This window comes from Micromonospora sp. A200, from assembly GCF_029893845.1.
Lineage (GTDB): Bacteria > Actinomycetota > Actinomycetes > Mycobacteriales > Micromonosporaceae > Micromonospora > Micromonospora purpureochromogenes.
Genome location: NZ_JARXXY010000023.1, coordinates 41,756 through 64,811, shown reverse-complemented (window position 1 = coordinate 64,811; position 23,056 = coordinate 41,756). Strand labels below are relative to the sequence as shown.

The following is a 23,056-nucleotide window of genomic DNA, read 5'->3' as shown; positions in this document are numbered from 1 at the left end:
GCCGGTCGACCGGGTCCAGGGACGCGACCCGGGGCGCGATCGTGGGCCGGCTCAGGGTCGCCAGCCGTAGACCCGCTCGACGGCTAGTCGGATCACCAGGCGACCGTCGGCGACCATCGCCGCCCGGTACTCCGCCCAGTCGGGGTGCTCGCCCCGGATCCGGCGGTAGACCTCCACCAACTCCTCGACGGTGGCGTCGTCCTCGGTCGCGGCGGACGGGGTGAGAGTGACGATCCCCTCGGCGACGGCGTACGCGCCGCCGTCGGGGGTGGTGACGTGGAAGCTGGCCCGGGGGTCGCGGCGCAGGTTGCGCGCCTTGGCCCGGTCGCCGACGGTCGAGCAGCGGATCAGGCCCGGCTCGGCGAGGTAGTCGAGGTTGGACAGCTGGGGCCGGCCGTCGCGGCGCAGCGTCACCAGGACGCCGCGACCCCGCGCACCGAAGAGCTCCCACAGCCGGGCGGTCACGCCGTCACCCGCACCGGGGCGAGGGCGGCGGCCAGCCGGGCCACCTCGTCCAGCATCAACTCGGCTGCGGCCTCCCGGTCCGGGTCCGGGACGAGCCGACCGTCCTCGTCGAGCGCGCGGCGCAGGAAGATCGGCACCGAGTCGTTGACCGGCATCATGTTCAGTGTGGTCACCACCTGCTTGATCATCTGCACCGCGCGCAGGCCACCGGAGGTCATGCCGTAGCTGACGAAGCCGACCGGCTTGTACCGCCACTCGTGGTAGAGGAAGTCGATCGCGTTCTTCAGCGGGGCGTTGAAGCCGTAGTTGTACTCCGGCATGACGAAGACGAAGGCGTCGGCCGCGGCGGTGAGACTGCTCCACTCCCGGGTGTGCGGGTGCACGTAGCGCCCCTCGGAGGGGTGGTGCGGCTCGTCGTGGAACGGCAGCCCGACCTCGGCGAGGTCGACCAGACGTACGTCGTCGAAGGCGCCGTGTCGGACGGCGGCCGTGACGAACCAGTCGCCGATTCGGCGGCCGACCCGGCCGGGTCGGGTGCTCGCGACGATGACGTTCAGGCGGGGCATGGGGAGTCACTCCTGTCGGGCGATCCGGCCGGGGCCGGGAGGGCGAATCTCGGGATGAGGTGGTGGACGATCGGCCCGATGCCGACCGCGTAGAGCAGGGTTCCGGGGCCGACCGCGCCACCGAGGAGCCAGCCGACGGCGAGCACCGCGAGCTCGATCAGGGTGCGCACCCGACGGATCGGCAGGCCCCGGGCGGCGAGACCGGTCATCAGGCCGTCCCGTGGGCCGGGCCCGAGGCGGGCGCCCAGGTAGAGCGCGGTGGCCACCCCGTTGAGCACGATCCCGGCGACGAGCAGCGCGATCCGCAGGGTCAGCGAGCCGACCTGCGGCAGCACGGCGAGGGCGGCGTCGACGGCCAGGCCGACCACGACCGCGTTGCCGACGGTGCCGACACCGGGGCGTTGCCGCAGCGGAATCCAGAGCAGCAGCACGGCCACCGCCACGGCGTTCACCACCAGGCCGAGCGGCAACCCGGTCCACTCGGCCAGCCCCTGGTGCAGCACGTCCCAGGAGGCCAGGCCGAGGTCGGCGCGGACCAGCATCGCCACGCTGACGCCGAAGAGAACCAGGCCGGACAGCAGCAGGGCGAACCGCGCCGGCAAATTCGTTGACATGTCATCAACCTAGCGATGAGTTGGGTGACATGTCAACAATCGGCTAGGCTGACCGCCATGGATGCACCCCGCTGGCTGGACGACCGGGAGGACCGCGCCTGGCGCGGCTACCGCCGGATGCGTCGGCTGCTCGACCTCGAGCTGGCCCGCGACCTGATGCGCGACGCCGGGCTCTCCGAGCCCGACTACGACGTGCTCTCGGACCTCTCCGAGGCGCCGGACGGGCGGCTGCGGTTGGGCGAGCTGGCCGACCGGATGCTCTGGTCGCGCAGCCGCCTCTCCCACCACCTGAGCCGGATGCAGCAGCGCGGGCTGGTCATTCGCGAGGAGTGCGCCACGGACGGCCGTGGCTCGGTGGTGGTGCTCACCGCCGAGGGCCGACGGGCGATCGAGGCCGCCGCCCCCGGCCACGTCGCCGCCGTCCGCCGGCACCTGATCGACCTGCTGGAGCCGGACGAGCTGGCCGCGCTCGACCGGCTCACCCACCGGGTCGTCGACCGGCTGGCCGGGACCGGCGACGCCGGGCGCGCGTCCGGCCGGGGCGCCGAGCCGCTCACGTAGGCTCACCGGGTGACCGCGCCGCACCCGCCCGAGCAGCCCAGGGCCGGGATGCCCCCGGCCGTGCTGGCCCGGCTGCGCTGCCCGGTCTGCGCCGAACCACTGGCCACGGCCCCCGACACCCGCGCGCTGCGCTGCCCGCGCCGGCACAGCTTCGACGTCGCCCGGCAGGGGTACGTCAACCTGCTCACCGGCCGCGCCCCGCACGTCGGCGACACCGCCGACATGGTCGCCGCCCGGACGGACTTCCTGGCCGCCGGGCACTACGACGTCATCTCCGCCGCGCTGGCCGAGACGGCCACCCGGGTCGTCGGCCCGACAGGCGCCGGCCGGCGGTCGGACGGCGAGCCGGGCGTCGGGGCGTACCCGCTGGTGGTGGACGCCGGGGCGGGGACCGGCCGGCACCTCGCCGCGGTGCTGGCGGCGCTGCCCGACGCGGTGGGCCTGGCCCTGGACGTCGCCAAGCCGGCGCTGCGCCGCGCAGCGCGGGCCCACCCGAGGGCCGCGGCGGCGCTGGCCGACACCTGGCAGCGGCTGCCGCTCGCCGACGCCTCGACCGCCGTGCTGCTGAACGTCTTCGCCCCGCGCAACGGCGCGGAGTTCCACCGGGTCCTCGACCCGGCCGGGGCGCTGCTGGTGGTCACCCCGACCGACGCGCACCTCGCCGAGCTGGTCGACGCGCTCGACCTGCTGCGGGTGGACCCGGCCAAGGCGGACCGGGTCGCCGACAGCCTGGCCGGTCACTTCACCGAAAAGCGCGGCGCCGCGCACACCGCCCGGCTACGGCTGAGCCGGGCCGAGGTGGCGACCCTGGTCGGGATGGGTCCCAGCGCCTGGCACACCGACCCGCAGCGGCTCGCCACCCGGATCGCCGCGCTGCCCGAGCCGGTCGCGGTCACCGCCGCCGTCCGGCTCACCGTCTGGCGCCCGCGCTGACCCCGGCTCAGGTGGAGAGGTCGACCTCTTCCCAGCCCGGCGGCTCGTCGTGGTACGGCCCGCGCAGCATCACCGCCCACTCCAGCGCCCAGCGCCGCTGGCCGATCGCGTTGGCGTCGACCAGCCCCGGCAGCGGCTGACCGCGCTTCTCCGCCTCCAGGTACGCCCAGTCCAGGCAGTAGTGCAGATCGAGCAGGGCGGCGGCGTCGGCCGGGTGCTGCGGCGCGGCCAGGATCCGGGCCCGCCACTGGCTGAACGTCTCCCCGCCGGCGAGGTGCGGCATCCGCTCCACCAACCGCTCGTCGACCGGGATGGTCGGGTCGAGCTGCTTGCTCAGGCCGAGCACCCAGGCCAGCGAGAAGAGCGCGTCATGGTGCAGCACGAACGAGCGGTGGTCGCCCTTGCCGCCCATCACGAACTGCCACTCCGGCGGCGTGACCATCTCGACCAGGTGCGAGTCGAGCAGCCAGCTCATCGCCGCCTGCGGCGGCATCCCGAAGCAGCGGGCCAGGATCAGGTGCAGGACCGCGATCCGCGCCTCGATCTCCCCGGTGGGACGCAACTCGATCTCGTCGCCCGGCTCCCACACCAGCGGAAACTGGGGGGGCGGCAACGGCAGGCGCAGCCGGGACAGCTCGTCCAGGCTCGCCTCACGGACTTCCCGGGGATCGGGGGCGGGTACCAACACGGTCGAAGTCCCTGTCTGCTCGCGCCGGCGTCACCGCCGGCCTCTCCCCCTGGGCTGGGAGAATAGCGCCCGTGACGGGTCGGCACCATGCCGAGGTTCCCCCACCGGCCGACCGGTCGCGGGCGGTCGGCCGTTCAGCCGATCCGCTCGATGACCAGCGACGACGGGGTCGGCGCGGTGGGCGCCAGGTGGACCGCCAGCTCGACCTCGGCCCGCGCCGCCGAGATCCGGGTGGCCTGGTCGGCGCGGAGCTCGTAGAGCGGGTCGCCGGCCCGGACCGGGTCGCCGGGCCGCTTGTGCAGCACCACGCCCGCGGCGGCGCTGACCGGGTCCTCCTTGCGGGCACGCCCGGCGCCGAGCCGCCACGCGGCCACCCCGATCGCGTACGCGTCGACGGAGTCGACGAAGCCGTCGGCCTGGGCGCGGACCACCTCGACCTCGTTGGCGGTCGGCATCGGCGCGTCCGGGTCGCCGCCCTGGGCGCGGATCATCCTGCGCCAGGCGTCCATCGCCCGCCCGTCGCGCAGCGCGGCGGCCGGGTCGGCGTCCGGCAGGCCGGCCGCGTCCAGCATCTCCCGGGCCAGCGCCAGGGTCAGCTCCACCACGTCGGCCGGGCCGCCCCCGGCCAGCACCTCCACCGACTCGGTCACCTCGACCGCGTTGCCGACGGTCAGGCCGAGCGGGGTGGACATGTCGGTGAGCAGGGCGACCGTCCGCACGCCGTGCGCGCCGCCCAGCTCGACCATCGTCCGGGCCAGTTCCCGCGCGTCGTCGACGGACTTCATGAACGCGCCGGAACCGACCTTGACGTCGAGCACCAGCGCACCGGTTCCCTCAGCGATCTTCTTGCTCATGATCGAACTGGCGATCAGCGGGATCGCCTCGACGGTGCCGGTGACATCGCGCAGCGCGTACAGCTTGCGGTCGGCCGGGGCCAGCCCCTCGCCGGCCGCGCAGATCACCGCGCCGACCTCGCGCAGCTGGGAGATGAACTCGTCGTTGCTCAGCCCCGCCCGCCAGCCGGGGATCGACTCCAGCTTGTCCAGCGTGCCGCCGGTGTGCCCCAGGCCGCGCCCGGACAGCTGCGGCACCGCGCCGCCGCAGGCCGCGACCAGCGGGGTGAGCGGCAAAGTGATCTTGTCACCGACGCCGCCGGTGGAGTGCTTGTCCACGGTCGGCCGGGAGACCGGCGAGAGGTCCAGCCGCTCGCCGCTGGCGATCATCGCGGCGGTCCACCGGGCGATCTCCGGCGGGGTCATCCCGCGCAGCAGGATCGCCATGGCCAGCGCCGCCATCTGCTCGTCCGCGACCAGCCCCCGGGTGTACGCGTCGACCACCCAGTCGATCTGGGCGTCGCTCAGCACTCCCCCGTCCCGCTTGGTACGGATGACGTCGACCGCCGTGAACGTACTCATCGTCGAGTTCCTCTGCTTGTTGGTTCTGCTGATCGGCGGTACGCCGCGCAGGGGTTCAGCCCGCGGGCCAGCGGGTGGGGATCTCCATCGGCGGTTCGCCCTCGCCGGCCCAGAAGATGGTGCCGCTCGCGTCGACCACCACCACCCGGGGCGTCCGGGCGTGCCCCCAGGTGATCGCCTCGGCGGGCTCGTCCCAGCTCGGGGCCTCCTCCAGCACCCCGGTCTCGGCGCCCTCGGCGTCCCCCGCCGACCGCTCCCAGTACGCCGTCCAGACCTGCTGCCCGGCGGACATGTCGGGGTGCACGAAGACGGTGCCCCGCCCCCGCCAGGCGGCCAGCCGCTCCGGCACCACCGGAACCGGCTGCTCCCCGGTCACCGCCTCGATGTCGGCCACGTCGAAGGCGTGCGGCAGCAGCTCCGCCATGCGCAGCGGCCGGCCCTTGGACTCGACCAGGCACTCCGGCCCGCCGTTCTCCCAGAGCAGCTGCCGGCAGCGCCCGCACGGCATCAGCGGCTCGCCGGTGGCGTCGACGCAGGACATCGCGACGAGCCGGCCACCGCCGCTGGCGTGCAGGGCGGAGACCACCCCGCACTCGGCGCAGAGCGTGACGCCGTACGCGGCGTTCTCCACGTTGCAGCCGGTCACCACCCGGCCGTCGTCGACCAGGGCGGCCGCCCCGACCGGGAACTTCGAGTACGGCACGTACGCGTGCCGCATCACCTCGGTGGCGGCGGCCCGCAGTCGCTCCCAGTCGATCTCGGTCATCCCACCATTCTGCCCAAGTCACCCCGGTCGGGCGCGGGAAGGGGTACTCCTGGTGGCCGCCGACACCCGCCCGCACCCGCCCCGGCCCGGAGACGACCGTGCCCGGCGGGGGCATCCCCCACCGGGCACGGATCTGGCTTCTGCCGAAGGCTCAGCCCTTGATGTACGGCTTGCCGTCCGCTGCGGGAGCGCGCACCCGGCCGACCAGCCCGGCCACCGCCAGAATCGTCGCCAGGTACGGCAGCATCGCCAGGAACTGGCTCGGGATGCTGCTGCCGATCGCGCCCAGGTAGGTGGCGAGCTGGTCGGCGAAGCCGAAGAAGAGCGCCGCGAGCAGGGCCCCGGTCGGGCTCCACCGGCCGAAGATCAGCGCGGCCAGGGCGATGAAGCCCTTACCGCCGATCATGTTCTTGGTGAAGCTGTAGAGCGCCAGCGTGTAGGAGGCGCCGCCGATGCCGGCGACCACGCCCGCCAGCAGCACGTTGCGGTAGCGCAGCCCCAGCACCTTGACGCCGAGGGTGTCCGCCGCGGTCGGGTGCTCGCCCACCGAGCGGGTCCGCAGGCCCCACCGCGTGCGGAACAGCGCGATGTGGATGACCAGCACCAGCAGCAGGCCCAGGTAGAGGAAGATGTTGCCGCGGAACAGCGCCGGCCCGATCAGCGGGATGTCCTTGAGCAGCGGGATCTCCCAGTTGGTGAAGCGGGGAGCGCTGTTGTACTTCTGCGCGTTGGTCTGCATCAGCCGCTCGTAGAGGAAGCCGGTGATGCCGACCGCCAGCAGGTTCAGCACGACACCCATGACCACCTGGTCGACCAGGTAGCGGATCGCGAAGACCGCCAGCAGCAGCGAGATGAACGCGCCGCCGATCGCCGCCGCGACCAGGCCGACCCAGACGCTGTTGAACATGCTGCCGAAGAGTGCGCCGCTGAAGGCGCCCATGAGCAGCTGTCCCTCGATCGCCACGTTGACCACGCCGGAGCGCTCGCAGAGCACGCCGGCCAGCGCGCCGAAGATCAGCGGCAGGGCCAGGATGAAGGTGCCCCGGACGATGTTGACCAGCGGCATGAAGTTGCGGCCCTCGGGGGCGGCCGACACCTGCCAGCAGAGGAAGCTCAGCACGAAGGCGACCAGCCCGACGCCGAGCGCCAGGGTGAACCAACGCTTCGGGATCCCGGCCAGCAGGGCGGCGCCGGCCACGGCGGCGATGATCCCGAAGAGGATCGCGCCGACCGTGCCGTTGATCTCCAGTGCCGCGCCACCCTCGGTCTCGCTGAGGGTGAAGCGCGCCTGCCGGTCGGTGGCGAGCGCCCCGAAGAGCGCGGCGGCGAGCAGGCCCAGCGCCAGCAGGACCGCGCCGATCTTGCGGTTGCGGGTCCAGAACCCCTCGTCGACCGTGGCGACGGCGACGTCGGGGACAGCCATGGTGGACATGCCTTACCAGCCCTTCGCCAGGCTCGTCTGCAACCGGGCGGCGCGGGCGGCCCGGAGCTGGAAGATCGCCTTCACCAGGGCCGGTGCGGCGATGAAGATGACGATCAGCGCCTGGAGCACGGTGACCAGCTCCAGCGAGATCCCCGAGTACGACTGCATCCGGTTGCCGCCGGCCTGGAGCGCGCCGAAGAGCAGCGCCGCCAGCAGCACGCCCCACGGCTTCACCCGGCCGAGCAGGGCCACCAGGATGCCGTCGAAGCCGATCTGCGCGATCACCAGCGGGGTCAGCGCGTTCGCCGTCGAGCCGAGCACCATCTGGCTGCCGCCGAGGCCGGCGAGCAGGCCGGAGATCACCATGATCAGGACGTACGTACGGGTGACGCTGATGCCGGCGGTGCGGGCGGCGTCCGGGTTGGCGCCGACGGCGCGCAGCTCGAAGCCGAGCGTGGAGCGGTTGAGCAGCCAGGCGACGAACCAGGTGACCAGCACCGCGAGCAGGATGCCGGTGTGCACCCGCAGGTCGTCGCCGAGCAGTCGGGGCAGCTGGGCCGAGGAGTCGACCGGCTTGCTGATCGCGTCCGAGCGGTCCGGGTTCTGCACCCCGTTCTGGATGATGACCCAGGAGAGGAAGTAGACCGCGACGTAGTTGAGCATGATCGTATTGATCACCTCGTGCGCGCCGGTCCGGGCCTTGAGGATGCCGGGGATGAAGCCCCAGACCGCACCGCCCACGGCGCCGGCGATCAACGCGACGAGCAGGTGCACCACCGGCGGCAGCGGCAGGGCGAACCCGGCCACCGCGGCGAGGATGACACCCATGGTCGCCTGGCCCTGGGCGCCGATGTTGAACAGGCCGCCCCGGAAGGCGAGCGCGACCGACAGACCGGTGAAGACCAGCGGCGCGGTGTAGGTGAGCGTCTCGGAGATCGGGCTCAGCACCGCCTGGAAGCCGGACGCCTCGGGGTCGAAGACGGCGCCCTTGAACAGGTTCGCGTACGCCTCGCTGACCACCGTCCAGCTGGAGCTGATCGCGTCGCCGGGCCGGGCCGTGATGTAGCTGTAGGTGGCCAGCACCTCCGGGTCGGACACGATGATCAGGACCGCCCCGAACAGCATCGCCAGCACCAGGGCGAGCACCGTCACGGTGAAGGTATTGGCGGCCCAGAGGTTGTCCAGGAAGAGCCGGCCCAGGGTGGGCCGGGGCTGCTCCGTGGGCTGCTTCGGGGCGGTCATGGTCGCGCCGCGGTCGGTGTTGCCGGCCTCGTCCTGCGCCGCCTGCGCCTCGGTCGCCGGCTCCTTGTCCGGGGAGCCCGACACCGGGTTTGGGTCAGTCATGCCTCGTCCTCGTTACCAGGGCCTTCGGGGGCGGGGGCCACGGCACCGCCGGGCTCGCCGACGGCGTCCGGGGTGATGCCGGCCATCAGCAGGCCGATCTCCTCGCGCGGGGTGTCCGGGCTGACGATGCCGATGATCCGGCCGCGGTACATCACCGCGATCCGGTCGGCCAGGCCGATCACCTCGTCCAGCTCGCTGGAGACCACCATGACGGCGGTGCCCACGTCCCGCTCGCGGATCACCTGGCTGTGGATGAACTCGATCGAGCCGACGTCCACGCCCCGGGTCGGCTGGGCGGCGATGAAGAGCTTCAGCGGCCGGGACAGCTCCCGGGCCACGATCACCTTCTGCTGGTTGCCGCCGGAGAGGGTGCCCACCGAGGCGTCGGCCGAGGAGGTACGGACGTCGAACTGCGCGATCCGCTCCTTGGCCGACTTCGCGATGGCGTCCGGCTTGAGGGCCAGGCCCTTGCCGAAGGGCGGCCGGTCGTAGATGTCCAGGACCAGGTTCTCCGCGACGGAGAACTCCTTGACCAGGCCGTCGACGCTGCGGTCCTCGGGGACGTAGCCGACGCCGGCGCGCAGCACCTTCTTGGTGGACCAGCCGTGCATCGGCTCGCCGTCGAGGGTGACCGTGCCGGCGAGCGCCGGGCGCAGGCCCATGATCGCCTCGATCAGCTCGGTCTGGCCGTTGCCCTGCACGCCCGCGACGCCGAGCACCTCGCCGGCGTGCACGGTCAGGTCGACGCCGTCGACCGCGCGGATCCGCCGGTCGTCGTCGACCACCAGGCCGGAGACCTGGAGCATCGGCTTGCCGGGGGTGGCCGGCTGCTTGTCCACGGTGAGCCGGACGCTGCGCCCCACCATCAGCGCGGCCAGCTCGTCCCGGCTCGCCTCCGGGGAGGCCGTGCCGACGGTCTTCCCGCGCCGGATCACGGTGATCCGGTCGGCGATGGCCTTGACCTCGCCGAGCTTGTGGGTGATGAAGACGATCGACTTGCCGGCGGCCTTCAGCGACCGCATGACCGTGAGCAGTTCCTCGGTCTCCTGCGGGGTGAGCACCGCCGTCGGCTCGTCCAGGATGAGCAGGTCGACGTCGCGGGTGAGCGCCTTGACGATCTCGACCCGCTGCTGGATGCCGACCGGCAGGTCCTCGATCACCGCGTCCGGGTCGACCCGCAGGTTGTACCGCTCGGAGACCTCGGCCACCTCGCGGCGGGCCCGCCGGCGGTCCAGGAAGCCGGCGATGCCGCCCCTGACCTGCTCGGCGCCGAGCATGATGTTCTCGGCGACCGTGAAGACCGGCACCAGCATGAAGTGCTGGTGCACCATGCCGATCCCGGCCGCGATCGCGTCGGAGGGGCCCTTCAGCTTCAGCGGCTGGCCGTCGACCAGGATCTCGCCCTCGTCGGGCTGGTAGAGCCCGTAGAGCACGTTCATCAGGGTCGACTTGCCGGCGCCGTTCTCGCCGAGCAGGGCGTGGATCTCTCCAGGCTCCACCGTCAGGTCGATGTGGTCGTTGGCGACCAGATCACCGAACCGCTTGGTGATGCCGCGCAGTTCGAGTCTCAGCGCAACCTCCTGGAGTGCGAGCGATGGTGCAGCCTAGCTGCCGGTCGGCCGGCCGACGGGGCCGGCCGCGCGGGTGGAGCGGATCGGCCGCCCCGGCGCACGCGGGGTGTCCCACGTACGCCGGGGCGGCCGATCGTCATGCCTGGTGCCCGCCGGCCTCCGCTGCCGATGATCCCATCGCGGCGGCCGGGGAGGCGGTCACTTGGTCGGCTGGGCCTTCGAGGTGACCGTGATGGTGCCGGCGGCGATGTCCGCCTTGATCTTGTCGACCTCGGCCTTGAGCTCGGCCGGGACCTTGCTCTCGAAGTCGTGGTACGGGGCGATCGAGACGCCGTTGTTGGCCAGGTTGCCGACGAAGCCCGGCTTGGACTGGAGCTTCTCGCCACCGGCGGCCTTGAGCACGGCCTCCTTGACGGCGTCCGGGATGTTCTTGACGACGGTGGTCACCAGCGCCGGGCAGTTCGGGGTGCTCTCGCAGCCGTCGACGTCCACCCAGATGACCGAGTACTTGCCGCCCGAGGCCTGGGCCGCGGCGGTGGTGCCGAGACCGGCGCCGCCGGCGACCGGCATGATGATGTCCGCGCCCTGGGCGACCAGCGCGTCGGAGACCTTCTTGCCCTCGTCCTGCTTGACGAAGTCGTTGGTGAAGAGACCCTTCTGGGTCGCCTTGTCCCAGCCCAGCACCTGGACGTTCTTGCCCTTGGCCTTGTTGTAGTGCGCCACGCCGTCGGCGAAGCCGTCCATGAAGATGGTCACCGGCGGGATCGGCAGACCACCGTAGGTGCCGACCTTGCCGGCCTTGCTCATCCCGGCGGCCAGGTAACCGGCCTGGAAGGCGGCCTGGGCGGTGTCGAACTGCATCGGGTAGATGTTGTCCACGCCCGGGTTCGCGTCCACGATGCCGAACTGCTGGTTCGGGTTCGAGGTGGCGGCCTTCTTGGTGGCGTCCGACATCAGGCCACCGACGGCCAGGATGAAGTCGCACTTCTGGTTGACGTACCCGGTCAGGTTGACCTCGTAGTCCGCCTCGGCCTTCGACGCGACGTACTTGATGTCGATGTTGTCGTTCGCCTTCTTGGCCTCCTGGAGACCCTTCCAGGCGGAGGTGTTGAACGACTTGTCGTCGATGCCACCGACGTCGGTCACCATGCAAGCGCTGTACTTCTTGGCGCCGTTGCCGGCGTTGTTGTCGTCCTCGGGGGCCTCACCACACGCGGCGGCGGCCAGCACGAGCCCACCCGCCACGATCGCGGAGGCGATCCGCATCCCACGCACAGAGCGCAAGACGTCTCCTTCCCATTGCACACCGCGCCTCGTGCGGTGGCAGCCCTTGAACCGACCAGCGCTGCGCTGCCGGCATCCCACGTTACGGACGGGAGCGTACGCCCGCGCCCACCCACCGGCCGCCAATCGTGCACGACTGTTGAACGCCTGTTATCCCGGCGTAACCCTGGCGTGGGGCAGATCACTCAGAGTGCTGGTACGTGACCGGCCCGCTGTCCCGAAAGTCCCTTTCCCCGGGCCCACGAGCGGGTCCGGACGGCTACCTCCAGAACACCGCGACAGCGGCGTTGAGCAGCGTCAACCCGCCGATAGCGAGGAAGTGCCCGCGGTTGACCTGATCCCGCTTCCGGGAGAAGAAGACCATGACGAAGATCAGCAGAGCCAGCACCAACTTGGTAACAAGCTTCGCGGGTGCCGGCTCGTCGCCCTCACGCAGCGGGGCGGCGAGGCCGATGCCGGTGAGCAGACCGATCACCGAGCCCCAGAGCATGGCCGCGTTGATCCGCAGCCGGCCGCTGACGTACTGGGCGATCGCGCCGCCGAGCAGCAGCGCGAACCCGATCAGATGGACGTAGAGAAGTACCAGCCGAAGAGCTTCCACGCCGGCCATCCTCCCCCATCAACGACAGTTTGTAGTAGCCGCCCCGCCGGGCTGATCTCATACCGTGATCTCGGCGGCGGCCGGCCGGGGCGAGCCGCGCCGGCCGAGCAGCACCAGGCCGATCCCGAGCACCGCGTAGCCGGCCAGCACGGCGACGGAGCGACCCGCGCCCGCGCCGTCGAAGAAGGCGGCCGAGCGCAGCAGCGTTCCGCCGGCCCCGACCGGCAGGAACTGCCCGACGGTGCCCCAGGGCTGCGGCAGCAGCTCCGGCGCGGCGCTGACCGCGGAGAGCGGGTTGCCGACCAGGAAGACCAGCAGCGCGCCGAGGGCGAGCCCGGGGCCGCCGAGCAGCGCGCCCAGCCCGGCGACGGCACCGGCGGCGGCGAGCGCGAAGAGCCCGATCGCCGCGGCCTCGGCCACCGGATCGCCCCCGATCACCCCGAGCCAGCCGTGCAGCACGGCGGTGCCGACCAGCGCGGCGAGCAGGGCGTAGCCGACCAGCCCGACCAGCCGGGCGCGCCGGCCGGTGACCAGGACGGTGAGCAGGACGCCGACGAGCATGCTGGTCAGCGCCAACGGCAGGAAACCGGCGGCGAAGCCGGCCCCGCGCGGGTCGTCCGGGTCGGCCGGCACCACCGCCGTGACCGGCACCGGCCGTCCGCCGGAGAGCCCGGCCGCGGCCTCGGTGAGCAGGGCGGCGACGGTGGGGCTCGCACCTGGGGCGGTGTGCAGCCCGACGCCGTCGGGGCCGACGACGAAGGCGGCGTACACCTCGCGGTCACGCAGCGCCCGGTCGGCCGCGGCGGCGTCCGGCAGTTCGGTGACGGTGAAGGCACCGGGACGGGCCGCCGCCAGCCGGCCGGCCAGTTCCGCGGTGGCCGGCGCCGGCCCGGCGACGGCGACCGGCAGGTCGCGCGGTGCCAGGTTCGCGGCGGGCCCCGCGAACAGGGGTACGAGCAGCGCCTGCGCCGCCACCGCGAGGGCGGCGGCCAGCACGGCGAGCAGCATCGGGGACCGGGGTGACCGGGACATGCCCACTCCTTAAAACGAACGCTCGTTCTCTTTGAAGCCAGCGTGCGCTCCGGAGGTGTCAGGAGTCAAGAACGAGCGTTCGTTTTATACTGTGGGTCATGCCACGCGTATCGGACGCCCACCTCGCGGCCCGCCGTCAGCAGATCCTCGACGCGGCCCGGCGCTGCTTCCTGCGCGACGGCTTCCACAACACCTCCATGCAGGACGTGATCGCCGAGGCGGGGCTGTCGGTCGGCGCGGTCTACCGCTACTTCCCGAGCAAGAACGACCTGATCACCTCGATCGCAAAGTCGGTGATCGGCGGGGCGGACGCGGTCTTCGCCGAGCTGGCCGCCGCCGAGCCGCCGCTGCCCCTGGTCGAGGCGCTGGACCGGGCGCTGACCTACGTCGACGCGCAGGCCGGCGAGGACGGCATCCTGCCGCTGGCGATCCAGGTGTGGAGCGAGTCACTGCGCGACCCGGCGCTGGCGGCCTTCGTGAAGGCGACGTACAGCGGCTTCCGGGACCGCTTCACGCTGCTGGCCCGGCGGGCCCGGGAGGCGGGCGAGCTGCCCCCCGAAGCCGACCCCGAGGCCGTCGGCACCGCGCTGTTCGGCCTGGTCCCGGGCTACCTGATGCAGAAGGTGCTCACCGGCCGGCCGGACCGCCGCAGCTACCTCGCCGGCGTGCGCACCCTGCTCGGCCAGCCGGCCGCCTGAGCCCGCGCCGGGCGGGCCCGGGTCAGGACAGCCGCCAGACCTGGAACGTGGGGCCGTCCGCGGGGAGGGTGACCACGCCGTCGGCGTCCGGGCGCAGCGCCGGAGCGCCGCCGTACGCGTTCTCCCCCGCCCCGAGGCCGGTCAGCCGGACGGGCCGGCCCGCGGCCCGGCGGGCGAGCACCAGCACCGCCCCGGTCGGGGCCTCGCGCAGGAAGACCAGGGTGTCGGCGTCGGCGTGCACCCGACGCAGGCCGCCGTGGCGCAGCGCGGGCTCGTCGCGGCGCAGCGCCAGCAGCCCCCGGTACGCGGCGAAGGTGGCCCGGTCCCAGCTCCCCGGCCGGTGCCACGGCATCGGGGTCCGCGAACCCTCGCCGTTGGTGCCGGTCAGCCCCAGCTCGTCCCCGGCGAAGACCACCGGGGTGCCCGGCATGGTGGCGAGCAGGCCGGCGGCCACCTCCTGCCGGGCGGCGTCGCCGACCACGGTGCGGATCCGGGCCGAGTCGTGCGAGCCGAGCAGCTGCCACGAGTGGGTGTACGCGCGCCAGGAGATCAGCGACCGGTAGGTGTCCATCGTCGCGAGCACGGCCTCGGCGTCCCGCCGCCGCACCCCGCCCGGGGTGCCGAGGAAGTTCGGCACCGGCTCGTCGCCGTGCCGCAGCCAGGACCAGACCGGGTCGGTGAAGCCGACGTAGTTCATCGTCCCGTGCCAGCCGTCGGAGTCCAGGTCGCCGGTGTGGTCGTGGCCGTGCTCGGCGAGCAGCAGGCCGTCGGGGCGGGTGTCGGCGACCACCTCGCGCAGCAGCCGCGCCACCTCGTGGGTGTACGCGTCCGCGCCGCGCCGGCCGGTCATGTTGGCCACGTCGACCCGCCAGCCGTCCAGCCCGTACGGCGGGCGCAGCCAGCGCCGCAGCAGCGAGTCGTCGGCGGTGGCGAAGCGCCGGCGCAGCTCGGCGCTGCCCCAGTTCAGCTTCGGCAGCGACTTGACGCCGTTCCAGGACTCGTAGTCCCCGGTGGCCTCGTCGAAGTAGTACAGCTCCCGCTCGGTGGCCCGCACGTCCGAGGCGGCGGCGGTGAACCACTCGTGCGCGTCGCCGGTGTGGTTGCTGGTGATGTCGCCGAGCAGCCGCCAGCCCCGGGCCCGCACGGCATCGGCGAGCCGGGCCAGCGCGGCGTCCCCGCCGAGCAGCGGGTCGACGGTGTCGAAGCTGGCCGCGTCGTACCGGTGGTTGGAGCGGGCCGGGAAGATCGGGGTGAGGTAGAGGGTGTTCACGCCGAGCCGGGCCAGGTGGTCCAGGCGCTCGGTGACACCGTCCAGGTCGCCACCGTAGAACTGGTACGGCGTCTCCGGGCCGCGACCGATCACCGGGGTGTCCCAGTCGCACGGGATCGCCCAGTCCGGCGGCGTACGGCCGGCGGCGGCCGCGGAGCGGGCGAACCGGTCCGGGAAGACCTGGTAGATCACCGCGTCCCGCGCCCAGGCCGGCGGCGGGGCGTAGCTGACCAGCTTGAAGTCGCCGTTGTCCGGCACGTCGTGAGAGATCACGCCGGCGGCGTTCAGCCAGCGGTAGCCGGTGGTCCCGGAGAGCATGAAGCGGTAGTTGCTGACCGGGTTGCGGACCTCGACGTCGGCCCGCCACCAGACCTCGCCGCCGTCGGTGCGGTCGACCACCGCCTCGGCGAACCGGGGCTCGCCGTCGCCGGTGGTCCGTACGTGCACGGTGCGCACGTCGGCGCTCGCCGGGACCCGGACGAAGACCGGCACGGTCTGACCGAGCGCCGGCTCCTGCTCGGGTACGTACAGGGCGGATCCGTCGTGGTGCGGCAACAGGGACATGAGAGAACCCCTTCGGGTCGGTCGGACGGGGAGAGAAAGGGGCCACCGCCGCGGCCGGTGTCCCGGCCGCGGCGGCCAACCCGTGACTGCTCCGGTGCACGTCGTCCCGACGCCCTTGCCGCAGCGTGCTAACTACCGTCGATTTATCCTTTTACGGCTCCGGCGGTCAGGCCGGAGACGATGTAGCGCTGAAGGAACTGGAACACCAGCACCGTCGGGACGGCGGTGAGCAGGGTGCCCGCCGCGAAGATCCCGAAGTTGTTGTTGCGCTCGCCCGCCACCAGACCGAACATGCCGACCGCGAGGGTCTTGGACTCGGGGTTGGTGAGGAACACGTTGGCGATCAGGAACTCGTTGATCGTGCCGATGAAGGCGAGCAGCCCGGTCACCGCCAGGATCGGCGCCACCAGCGGCAGCATGATCCGGAAGAAGACCTGGGCGTGCGACGCGCCGTCCATGGTCGCCGACTCGTCCAGTTCCCGCGGCAGCGTGTCGAAGAAGCCCTTCATCAGCCAGGTGTTCACGCCCAGCGCCCCACCCAGGTAGAGCAGCAGCAGGCCCCACGGCGTGTTGAAGCCGATCGCCGGCCACAGGTCGGTGACCGTGGTGAAGATCAGGAAGATCGCCACGATGGCCAGGAACTGCGGGAACATCTGGATCAGCAGCAGCGAGAGCAGCCCGACCCGACGGCCGGCGAAGCGCATCCGGGAGAAGGAGTACGCCGCCAGCGACGAGAGGAAGATCGAGGCGAAGCTCGCCACCCCGGCGACGACCAGCGAGTTGAGGAACCACCACCCGAACGAGGTGCGGTCGAAGAGGTTGGTGAAGTTCTCGAACGACACGCCGCTGGTGGGCACCAGGTCCGTGGAGGAGAGGGTGCCGAGCGGGTTGAGCGCCGCGGAGAGCACGAACAGGATCGGGAAGAGGCTGAACGCCACCGCCGCCACCCCGACCACGTGCCGCCAGCCGACCTGGGCGAACCAGCGGTTCTTCCGCCTGCCGGCCGTGCTGCTCCGGGCGACCGGGGCGTTCGCGTGGGTGCTCACGAGTACACCTCCTCCTGCTTGCGGGTCCGCGAGAAGCTGACCGCGGAGACCACCGCGACGATCGTGAAGATGAAGATCGAGACCGCCGCCGCCAGGCCGAACTGGGCCCCCTGGGCACCGAAGGCCAGCCGGTAGGTGTACGTGATCAGCAGGTCCGTCGCGCCGGAGGTCGGGTTGTCCGCCGGGAACGGTCCACCCTCGGTGGTCAGGTAGATCGCGTTGAAGTTGTTGAAGTTGTACGCGAACGACGAGATCAGCAGCGGAGAGAGTGCCACCAGCAACAGCGGCAGGGTGACCGCGCGGAACGACTGCCAGGGCGACGCGCCGTCGACCGAGGTGGCCTCGGTGAGCTCGCGCGGGATCGCCTGGAGCGCACCGGTGGCGACCAGGAACATGTACGGGTAGCCCAGCCAGAGCTGCACCAGGATCACCGCGATTCGGGCGGACCACTCCTGCCCGAACCAGTCGACGCCGAGCCCGAACAGGTTGTTGATCAGACCGAAGTCGGTGTTGAACATGTCCCGCCAGACCAGCAGCATCGCGAACGACGGCATGGCGTACGGCAGGATCAGCAGGATCCGGTAGAGGTTGGTGCCGCGCATCCGCGGCGAGTGCAGCGCCAGCGCGATGGCCAGGCCGAGCAGGAAGGTGAAGCCGGTCGAGCCGAGCGCGAAGGCGAAGTTCCAGACCAGGGTGCCGAAGAACGGACCGGAGATGGCCGGGTCGGTGAGCACCCGGTCGAAGTTCTTGAGTCCGACGTTGACCTTCCAGCCCTGGGCCAACTGCTCGCCGTCGGCGGCGACGAACGCGCCGATCTCCTCGTCGGCCGTCCAGGTCTTGCCGGTCTCGGTGTCCTTGACGCAGTCGCACCCGGCGTCGTAGGCCCGGATCGCCCTGCCCTCGTACGCGCGGGAGAGACCGGAGGAGCGCAGCGCGCCGCCGGAGGTCGGGACCACCAGGTCGGTGATCTCCTTGCTGCGGGCGCTGGCCTGCCCGAAGTTGAGCACCTGGTAGCCCTCGGCGGCGGTTACCTTGCCGCCCGGCGCGACGGTGACCTCGGCGGCGTCGAGCGGGGTCAGGCCGCCGGCGTCGCCGGCGGAGACGGTGCCGCTCTTCGGGTCGGTCACCAGGAAGACCAGCGGCCCGGTGGCCGGGTCGCCCTTGGTGGCGACGGAGAGGAGGTACTGGGTGGAGCCGGGGACCTGCTTCACCGACGAGCTCTGGATGGCGACGATCGCGTCGGACTTCTCGCCGCGGTGACCGTCGCCGAAGTTCGTGAAGGCGGTGCTGGCGGTGTAGAGCACCGGGAAGATCTGGAAGGCAATCAGGAAGATCGTGCCGGGGACCAGGTACTTCGCCGGGATGTGTCGGCGGGTGAGGTACAGGTAGAACAGGCCGGCGGTGGTGGCCGACAGGATGGCCAGCCCGACCCACTTCTCGGCCTCGATGAGCGGGAAGGCCGCCCAGATCGCGATCCCGGCCACCAGGCCGAGCAGGACCACCTTGACGAGGAGGCCGGTCAGGGTGATCGGCGCGTGGTGCCGCGCGTCACGGGACTTGCGCGGGAGCCCGGAGCGGACGGGCCCCCGGCCCGGGGTCTGCGTGGCAGACCCCGGGCCGGACAGCGACGCGCTCATTACTTGATCTGACCGGAGATCGTCTTGCCGGCGGCGGTGACGGTCTTGGTCGGGTCGGCGCCACCGATGACGGCGGCCTCGGCCTTGCCGAACGGGTCCCAGATCGCGGCCATGGCCGGGATCGCCGGGAGCACCTGGCCGTTCTTGCCGGCCTCGGAGAACTTGGCCAGGTCCGGGTCGGTGCCCTTGACCTGGTCGAAGGCGGCGGTCAGCGCCGGCGGACGCGGCTCGGCGTTGTACAGCGCCACGGCCAGGTCGGGCTTGGTCACGTAGTTGGTGACGAACTCCTGGGCCAGGGCCTTGTTCTTGCCCTTGGCGGCGACGTAGAACGACTGGACGCCCACGAACGGCTGGGCCTCCTTGCCACCGGCGAAGCCGGGGACCGGGGAGATGTCGTACTTGATGCCGGCCTTCTTGGCGTCGGCGATCGCCCACGGGCCGGAGACCAGGTAGGCGCACTTCTTGCCGGTGAAGGTGGCGATCGAGTTCTCGCCGGTGATGGAGCGCTTCAACGCACCCTCACCCTTCTCACCGAGCTTGGCGATCTTCTGGAACGCCGCGATCGACTCCGGCTTGCCCACGCCCAGGTCCTTCGGGTCGTAGTCGCCGTTGGCGGCGGTGCCGAAGAGGTAGCCGCCGGCCGAGGTGTACAGCGGGTAGATGTGGTACGCGTCGCCGTTCTGTCCGGACTGGAGGCAGAGGATCTCGCTGGCCTTCTTCTCGGCCTTGAGCTTCTTGCCGGAGGCGACCAGGTCCTCGATCGTCTTCGGCGCCTCGGGGGCCAGCTCGGTGTTGCGGATCAGCGCGATGTTCTCGGTCGCGTACGGCACGCCGTAGACCTGACCGTTGAAGGTCACGGCCTTGACGGCGGTCTCGTTGAAGGAGCTCTTCTGCTCGGCGGCGAGCTGCACCGGGTCGATGGCGCCGTTCTGCACCAGGTTGCCGATCCAGTCGTGTGCGCCGACCACGACGTCCGGGCCGCTGCCCTGCTGGGAGGCGGTGACGAAGTTGGTCTGCAGGTCCTTGGAGACGGCCTGCACCTCGACGGTGACGCCGTTCTCCTGGCCGAACTTCTCACCGAACGGCTTGAGGGCCGCCGCCCGCTTGTCGTCGGCCCAGATGACGAGCTTGCCGCTCGCGGCCTTGGGGGAATCCTTGGCGGCCGGCTCGTCCTTGCTGTTGTCGCCGCAGCCGGACGCCGCGAGCGCCAGACCGAGAACGGCGACCACACCCGCGGTACGGATGCGCATCGGTACTCCTGTCGTTGTGGCGACCGCCGGGGGAAGGGCGGCCCGCCAGTGGGAACGTCTGTAAGTTCTTGCCAACCGGCGCTGCGGTGCCGCGCCGCTGCTCTCGCATGTTGCGGGGACGTTAGCAAGAGGTTGCAGGGAATGGAAGGGCTTGCAGGAGTGCCCGCAAGAACTTGCCCGTGAGCTAAAGTTCCGCCATGCGCGCTCGACTGTCCGACATCGCCCAGCAGGCCGAAGTCAGCGAGGCCACGGTGTCGCGGGTGCTCAACGACCGCCCCGGCGTGGCCCCCGAGACCCGGCAGGCCGTCCTGACCGCCCTCGACGTGCTCGGTTACGAGCGCCCCGCCCGGCTGCGCAAGCGCAGCGCCGGGCTCGTCGGGCTGGTCGTCCCGGAGCTGGACAACCCCATCTTCCCGATGTTCGCCCAGGTCATCGAGTCGACCCTGGCCCAGAGCGGGTTCACCCCGGTGCTGTGCACCCAGACCCCCGGCGGGGTCACCGAGGACGAGTACGTCGAGATGCTGCTGGACCGGCAGGTCTCCGGGATCGCCTTCGTCTCCGGCCTGCACGCCGACACCGCCGCCAATCACGACCGGTACCGCGCGCTGATCGCCCGCCCGCTGCCCGTCGTGATGATCAACGGGTACGTCCCGAACGTCGCCGCCCCCTTCGTCTCCTGCGACGACGGTGAGGCCGCCGAGCTGGCCGTCGCACACCTGGTCGCGCTCGGCCACCGCCGGATCGGCCTGATCACCGGCCCGGACCGGTTCGTGCCGGTGCAGCGCAAGGTGGCCGGCTGGCGTACCGCGATGACCCGGCTCGCCGGCGCCGGCGAGCAGGACCTGGCCGAGCTGGCCGAGCTCTCGCTCTTCGGCGTGGAGGGCGGCGAGGCGGCCGCCGGCCGGCTCATCGAGCGCGGGGTCACCGGCGTCGTCTGCGGCTCCGACCTGATGGCGCTCGGCGCGATCCGGGCCGCCCGGCAGCGCGGCATGTCGGTCCCGCAAGACCTTTCCGTCGTGGGCTACGACGACTCCCCGCTGATGGCCTTCACCGATCCGCCGCTGACCACCATGCGCCAGCCGGTCGCCGCGATGGCGGTCGCCGCGGTGCGGGCCCTGGTCGACGAGATCAACGGCCACGGCGCGCCGCACTCGGAGTACCTGTTCCGCCCGGAGCTGGTGGTCCGCGGCTCCACCGCGGTCGTCCGCCCGGCCGGCGCCAACCCGGTCCAGGGCGGCACCCGGCACCGGCCGGCGCCGCCCGCCCTCGCCGTCCCGGCCTGACCCGAGCGCCCCGGACGGCCGCCACGACGGCGGCCGTCCCCCGTGCCGTCCCGCGTGCTGGGACGGCCGCACCGGGCCGCCAGGCCCGGCGGAGGGTGCGGGCCATCATTTCTTGCGCAAGGAATGCTTGACTCTTGCAGCAACCGGCCGGCATTCTGCACTGACATCCGCGCCCACCACCCACCCGTGCGCGGGTGCTCGCCGTCCCGCGCCAAAGAACGGGGATCGTCACCGATGACCGACGCCACCAACCCGGCACCGCCGGCCGCCGACGCCGACTGGTGGCGGTCCGCGGTCGTCTACCAGGTCTACGTCCGCAGCTTCGCCGACGCCGACGGCGACGGCGTCGGTGACCTCCGGGGCATCCGGGAGCGGCTGCCGTACCTGCGCGACCTCGGGGTCGACGCGCTCTGGCTGACCCCCTTCTACACCTCGCCGCAGGTCGACGCCGGCTACGACGTCGCCGACTACCGCGACGTCGACCCGCTGTTCGGCACGCTCACCGACTTCGACGCGATGATCACCGACGCGCACGCCCTCGGGCTGCGGATCATCGTCGACCTGGTGCCCAACCACACCTCCAGCGCGCACCCCTGGTTCCAGGCCGCGCTGGCCGCCGCCCCGGGCTCGCCGGAGCGGGAGCTCTACCTCTTCGCCGACGGCAGGGGCGAGCAGAGCGAGCTGCCCCCGAACGACTGGGAGAGCATCTTCGGCGGCCCGGCCTGGACCCGGTTGCCGGACGGCCAGTGGTACCTGCACCTGTTCGACCCGGCCCAGCCCGACCTGAACTGGCGGCACCCGCGGGTGCGCGCGGAGTTCGAGGACGTGCTCCGCTTCTGGCTGGACCGCGGCGTCGACGGGTTCCGGATCGACGTGGCGCACGGGATGATCAAGGCCGAGGGGCTGCCCGACGTCGGCTTCAGCTCGATGACCACCGGCCAGCGCCAGTCCGAACTGCTCGGCAAGGGCCGCCTGCCCTACTTCGACCAGGACGAGGTGCACGAGATCTACCGCGCCTGGCGGCCGATCCTGGACAGCTACCCGGGCGGCCGGATAGCGGTGGCCGAGGCGTGGGCGGAGACCCCGCAGCGGCTGGCCCGCTACATCGGCCCGGACGAGCTGCACCAGGCGTTCAGCTTCGACTTCCTCGACGCCACCTGGTCGGCCGACTCGTTCCGCAAGGTCATCGACACCGCGCTGGCCGAGTCCACCATCGTCGGCGCCCCGACCACCTGGGTGCTGTCCAACCACGACCGGCAGCGGCACGTCACCCGGTACGGCGACGGCGAGGTCGGCCTGCGCCGGGCCCGGGCCGCCGCCCTGCTGATGCTGGCCCTGCCCGGCTGCGCCTACGTCTACCAGGGCGAGGAACTGGGCCTGCCGGAGGTGCTGGACCTCCCCGACGAGCTGCGCCAGGATCCGGCGTTCCTGCGTACCGGAGAGAGCCGCGACGGTTGCCGGGTGCCGATCCCGTGGAGCGGCGAGCTGGCCCCGTACGGCTTCGGCCCGGCGGGCAGCGAGCTGAGCTGGCTGCCGGCCCCGGCGACCTGGCGTGCCCTCTCGGTGGCCGCCCAGACCGGCGTCGCCGGCTCCACCCTGGAGCTGTACCGCGCCGCGCTGCGGATCCGGCACGAGCACCCGGCGCTGGCCGGCACGACCGGCGGGGTGACCTGGCTGGAGGGCGGGCCCGGCATGCTCGCCTTCAGCCGCACCGGCGGCGGGACCACGCTGACCTGCGTGGTCAACATCAGCGGCGCGCCGGCCCCCGTCGAGGGGTACGGCCGGCCGCTCGTCGCCAGCGAGGACCGCACCGAGCAGGGATCGGGGCATCTCCTGCCGGTGGACGCAGCTGCGTGGTTCGAACGGCGCTGAGCCGGGTAACCCGCCATTGACCTGGTCGTCCGTTGTGCCCCGCGCCGACGGGCGACTGGGCCTGCCGACCCCTTGTGGTGGGGGGTGAGGTGGCACCGGCGCCTCGGGGAGTTCCCCGGGGCGCCGGCGTCCTCCTCGACCCGGCCCCGCGCCACGTGTCGGTCCCGCGCGCA

General features: G+C 72.2%; 21 protein-coding genes. 5 read left to right on the top strand and 16 right to left on the bottom strand.

The window, feature by feature from the left end; translation table 11 throughout:
* Nucleotides 1-51 precede the first annotated feature (51 nt).
* The 3 genes from M2302_RS22040 to M2302_RS22030 are packed head-to-tail and all read right to left on the bottom strand — an operon-like array spanning nucleotide 52 to nucleotide 1,645.
* Nucleotides 52-465 carry a PPOX class F420-dependent oxidoreductase gene (locus M2302_RS22040; RefSeq protein WP_280839746.1) on the bottom strand — a complete coding sequence of 138 codons (414 nt, stop codon included), beginning with the start codon at nucleotides 463-465 and terminating at the stop codon, nucleotides 52-54.
* Nucleotides 462-1,031 (bottom strand): NAD(P)H-dependent oxidoreductase, encoded by a 570-nt coding sequence (locus tag M2302_RS22035; protein ID WP_280839745.1) that lies wholly within the window; start codon nucleotides 1,029-1,031, stop codon nucleotides 462-464. The genes M2302_RS22040 and M2302_RS22035 overlap by 4 nt, the downstream gene beginning before the upstream one ends.
* A complete protein-coding gene (locus tag M2302_RS22030; protein WP_280839744.1) occupies nucleotides 1,019-1,645 on the bottom strand; it encodes a hypothetical protein in 627 nt (208 codons plus the stop codon). The genes M2302_RS22035 and M2302_RS22030 overlap by 13 nt, the downstream gene beginning before the upstream one ends.
* 57 nt (nucleotides 1,646-1,702) lie before the next feature.
* Here M2302_RS22030 and M2302_RS22025 point away from each other — a divergent pair, with 57 nt between their 5' ends.
* Both M2302_RS22025 and M2302_RS22020 read left to right on the top strand, forming a co-directional pair.
* A complete protein-coding gene (locus tag M2302_RS22025) occupies nucleotides 1,703-2,206 on the top strand; it encodes a MarR family transcriptional regulator (protein ID WP_280839743.1) in 504 nt (167 codons plus the stop codon).
* Between the two features lie 48 nt (nucleotides 2,207-2,254).
* On the top strand, nucleotides 2,255-3,139 hold the full coding sequence (locus M2302_RS22020; protein ID WP_280839787.1) for a putative RNA methyltransferase: 885 nt from the start codon (nucleotides 2,255-2,257) through the stop codon (nucleotides 3,137-3,139).
* Between the two features lie 7 nt (nucleotides 3,140-3,146).
* Here the strand turns inward: M2302_RS22020 and M2302_RS22015 are convergent, their stop codons facing one another.
* The 9 genes from M2302_RS22015 to M2302_RS21975 all read right to left on the bottom strand — a co-directional run bounded on the left by M2302_RS22015 (nucleotide 3,147) and on the right by M2302_RS21975 (nucleotide 13,263).
* The gene (locus tag M2302_RS22015) at nucleotides 3,147-3,827 is read right to left on the bottom strand and encodes a DUF4272 domain-containing protein (protein WP_280839742.1); all 681 of its coding nucleotides are present in this window, start codon (nucleotides 3,825-3,827) and stop codon (nucleotides 3,147-3,149) included.
* Between the two features lie 134 nt (nucleotides 3,828-3,961).
* Nucleotides 3,962-5,242, bottom strand: a complete 1,281-nt coding sequence (locus M2302_RS22010) for a thymidine phosphorylase (RefSeq protein ID WP_280839741.1) — start codon at nucleotides 5,240-5,242, stop codon at nucleotides 3,962-3,964.
* 55 nt (nucleotides 5,243-5,297) lie between these two features.
* Complete coding sequence (locus M2302_RS22005) at nucleotides 5,298-6,008, bottom strand: cytidine deaminase (protein ID WP_238450002.1); 711 nt, start codon at nucleotides 6,006-6,008, stop codon at nucleotides 5,298-5,300.
* 151 nt (nucleotides 6,009-6,159) lie between these two features.
* A complete protein-coding gene (locus M2302_RS22000; RefSeq protein WP_280839740.1) occupies nucleotides 6,160-7,440 on the bottom strand; it encodes an ABC transporter permease in 1,281 nt (426 codons plus the stop codon).
* Nucleotides 7,441-7,443: 3 nt separating this feature from the next.
* On the bottom strand, nucleotides 7,444-8,775 hold the full coding sequence (locus tag M2302_RS21995) for an ABC transporter permease (RefSeq protein ID WP_280839739.1): 1,332 nt from the start codon (nucleotides 8,773-8,775) through the stop codon (nucleotides 7,444-7,446).
* The gene (locus M2302_RS21990) at nucleotides 8,772-10,286 is read right to left on the bottom strand and encodes an ABC transporter ATP-binding protein (RefSeq protein ID WP_348529441.1); all 1,515 of its coding nucleotides are present in this window, start codon (nucleotides 10,284-10,286) and stop codon (nucleotides 8,772-8,774) included. Before M2302_RS21990 ends, M2302_RS21995 begins: the two co-directional genes overlap by 4 nt.
* A 258-nt stretch (nucleotides 10,287-10,544) precedes the next feature.
* Nucleotides 10,545-11,612 carry a BMP family ABC transporter substrate-binding protein gene (locus M2302_RS21985; RefSeq protein ID WP_210775121.1) on the bottom strand — a complete coding sequence of 356 codons (1,068 nt, stop codon included), beginning with the start codon at nucleotides 11,610-11,612 and terminating at the stop codon, nucleotides 10,545-10,547.
* A gap of 277 nt (nucleotides 11,613-11,889) precedes the next feature.
* Nucleotides 11,890-12,231, bottom strand: a complete 342-nt coding sequence (locus M2302_RS21980; RefSeq protein ID WP_280839738.1) for a hypothetical protein — start codon at nucleotides 12,229-12,231, stop codon at nucleotides 11,890-11,892.
* Nucleotides 12,232-12,288: 57 nt separating this feature from the next.
* Nucleotides 12,289-13,263 (bottom strand): hypothetical protein, encoded by a 975-nt coding sequence (locus M2302_RS21975; RefSeq protein ID WP_280839737.1) that lies wholly within the window; start codon nucleotides 13,261-13,263, stop codon nucleotides 12,289-12,291.
* A gap of 98 nt (nucleotides 13,264-13,361) precedes the next feature.
* Between M2302_RS21975 and M2302_RS21970 the strand changes: the two genes are divergently transcribed.
* Nucleotides 13,362-13,961, top strand: coding sequence for a TetR/AcrR family transcriptional regulator (locus tag M2302_RS21970; protein ID WP_280839736.1), 600 nt, complete (start codon nucleotides 13,362-13,364; stop codon nucleotides 13,959-13,961).
* Between the two features lie 22 nt (nucleotides 13,962-13,983).
* On the opposite strand, the gene M2302_RS21965 is transcribed toward M2302_RS21970, so the two are convergent.
* The 4 genes from M2302_RS21965 to M2302_RS21950 all read right to left on the bottom strand — a co-directional run bounded on the left by M2302_RS21965 (nucleotide 13,984) and on the right by M2302_RS21950 (nucleotide 19,728).
* Entirely contained in the window at nucleotides 13,984-15,795 is a 1,812-nt protein-coding gene (locus M2302_RS21965) for a glycoside hydrolase family 13 protein (protein ID WP_280839735.1), read from the bottom strand.
* A gap of 143 nt (nucleotides 15,796-15,938) precedes the next feature.
* Nucleotides 15,939-16,841 (bottom strand): sugar ABC transporter permease, encoded by a 903-nt coding sequence (locus tag M2302_RS21960; protein ID WP_280839734.1) that lies wholly within the window; start codon nucleotides 16,839-16,841, stop codon nucleotides 15,939-15,941.
* Nucleotides 16,838-18,478: an ABC transporter permease subunit gene (locus tag M2302_RS21955; RefSeq protein ID WP_280839733.1), complete on the bottom strand. Its 1,641-nt coding sequence runs from the start codon at nucleotides 18,476-18,478 to the stop codon at nucleotides 16,838-16,840. Before M2302_RS21955 ends, M2302_RS21960 begins: the two co-directional genes overlap by 4 nt.
* A complete protein-coding gene (locus M2302_RS21950) occupies nucleotides 18,478-19,728 on the bottom strand; it encodes a maltose ABC transporter substrate-binding protein (protein ID WP_280839732.1) in 1,251 nt (416 codons plus the stop codon). Before M2302_RS21950 ends, M2302_RS21955 begins: the two co-directional genes overlap by 1 nt.
* A 197-nt stretch (nucleotides 19,729-19,925) precedes the next feature.
* On the opposite strand from M2302_RS21950, the gene M2302_RS21945 reads away from it, so the two are divergent.
* Both M2302_RS21945 and M2302_RS21940 read left to right on the top strand, forming a co-directional pair.
* Entirely contained in the window at nucleotides 19,926-21,011 is a 1,086-nt protein-coding gene (locus M2302_RS21945; protein WP_280839731.1) for a LacI family DNA-binding transcriptional regulator, read from the top strand.
* A 234-nt stretch (nucleotides 21,012-21,245) separates the two neighbouring features.
* Complete coding sequence (locus M2302_RS21940) at nucleotides 21,246-22,883, top strand: glycoside hydrolase family 13 protein (RefSeq protein ID WP_280839730.1); 1,638 nt, start codon at nucleotides 21,246-21,248, stop codon at nucleotides 22,881-22,883.
* The last annotated feature ends 173 nt before the right edge of the window (nucleotides 22,884-23,056 follow it).

Excerpts from the sequence above, each read along its gene's own strand:
- M2302_RS22035 (WP_280839745.1), bottom strand. The coding sequence starts at position 1,031 with ATGCCCCGCCTGAACGTCATCGTCGCGAGCACCCGACCCGGCCGGGTC.
- M2302_RS22030 (WP_280839744.1), bottom strand. The coding sequence starts at position 1,645 with ATGTCAACGAATTTGCCGGCGCGGTTCGCCCTGCTGCTGTCCGGCCTG.
- M2302_RS22025 (WP_280839743.1), top strand. The coding sequence starts at position 1,703 with ATGGATGCACCCCGCTGGCTGGACGACCGGGAGGACCGCGCCTGGCGC.
- M2302_RS22020 (WP_280839787.1), top strand. The coding sequence starts at position 2,255 with ATGCCCCCGGCCGTGCTGGCCCGGCTGCGCTGCCCGGTCTGCGCCGAA.
- M2302_RS22010 (WP_280839741.1), bottom strand. The coding sequence starts at position 5,242 with ATGAGTACGTTCACGGCGGTCGACGTCATCCGTACCAAGCGGGACGGG.
- M2302_RS22005 (WP_238450002.1), bottom strand. The coding sequence starts at position 6,008 with ATGACCGAGATCGACTGGGAGCGACTGCGGGCCGCCGCCACCGAGGTG.
- M2302_RS22000 (WP_280839740.1), bottom strand. The coding sequence starts at position 7,440 with ATGTCCACCATGGCTGTCCCCGACGTCGCCGTCGCCACGGTCGACGAG.
- M2302_RS21995 (WP_280839739.1), bottom strand. The coding sequence starts at position 8,775 with ATGACTGACCCAAACCCGGTGTCGGGCTCCCCGGACAAGGAGCCGGCG.
- M2302_RS21985 (WP_210775121.1), bottom strand. The coding sequence starts at position 11,612 with ATGCGGATCGCCTCCGCGATCGTGGCGGGTGGGCTCGTGCTGGCCGCC.
- M2302_RS21975 (WP_280839737.1), bottom strand. The coding sequence starts at position 13,263 with ATGTCCCGGTCACCCCGGTCCCCGATGCTGCTCGCCGTGCTGGCCGCC.
- M2302_RS21970 (WP_280839736.1), top strand. The coding sequence starts at position 13,362 with ATGCCACGCGTATCGGACGCCCACCTCGCGGCCCGCCGTCAGCAGATC.
- M2302_RS21965 (WP_280839735.1), bottom strand. The coding sequence starts at position 15,795 with ATGTCCCTGTTGCCGCACCACGACGGATCCGCCCTGTACGTACCCGAG.
- M2302_RS21955 (WP_280839733.1), bottom strand. The coding sequence starts at position 18,478 with ATGAGCGCGTCGCTGTCCGGCCCGGGGTCTGCCACGCAGACCCCGGGC.
- M2302_RS21950 (WP_280839732.1), bottom strand. The coding sequence starts at position 19,728 with ATGCGCATCCGTACCGCGGGTGTGGTCGCCGTTCTCGGTCTGGCGCTC.
- M2302_RS21945 (WP_280839731.1), top strand. The coding sequence starts at position 19,926 with ATGCGCGCTCGACTGTCCGACATCGCCCAGCAGGCCGAAGTCAGCGAG.
- M2302_RS21940 (WP_280839730.1), top strand. The coding sequence starts at position 21,246 with ATGACCGACGCCACCAACCCGGCACCGCCGGCCGCCGACGCCGACTGG.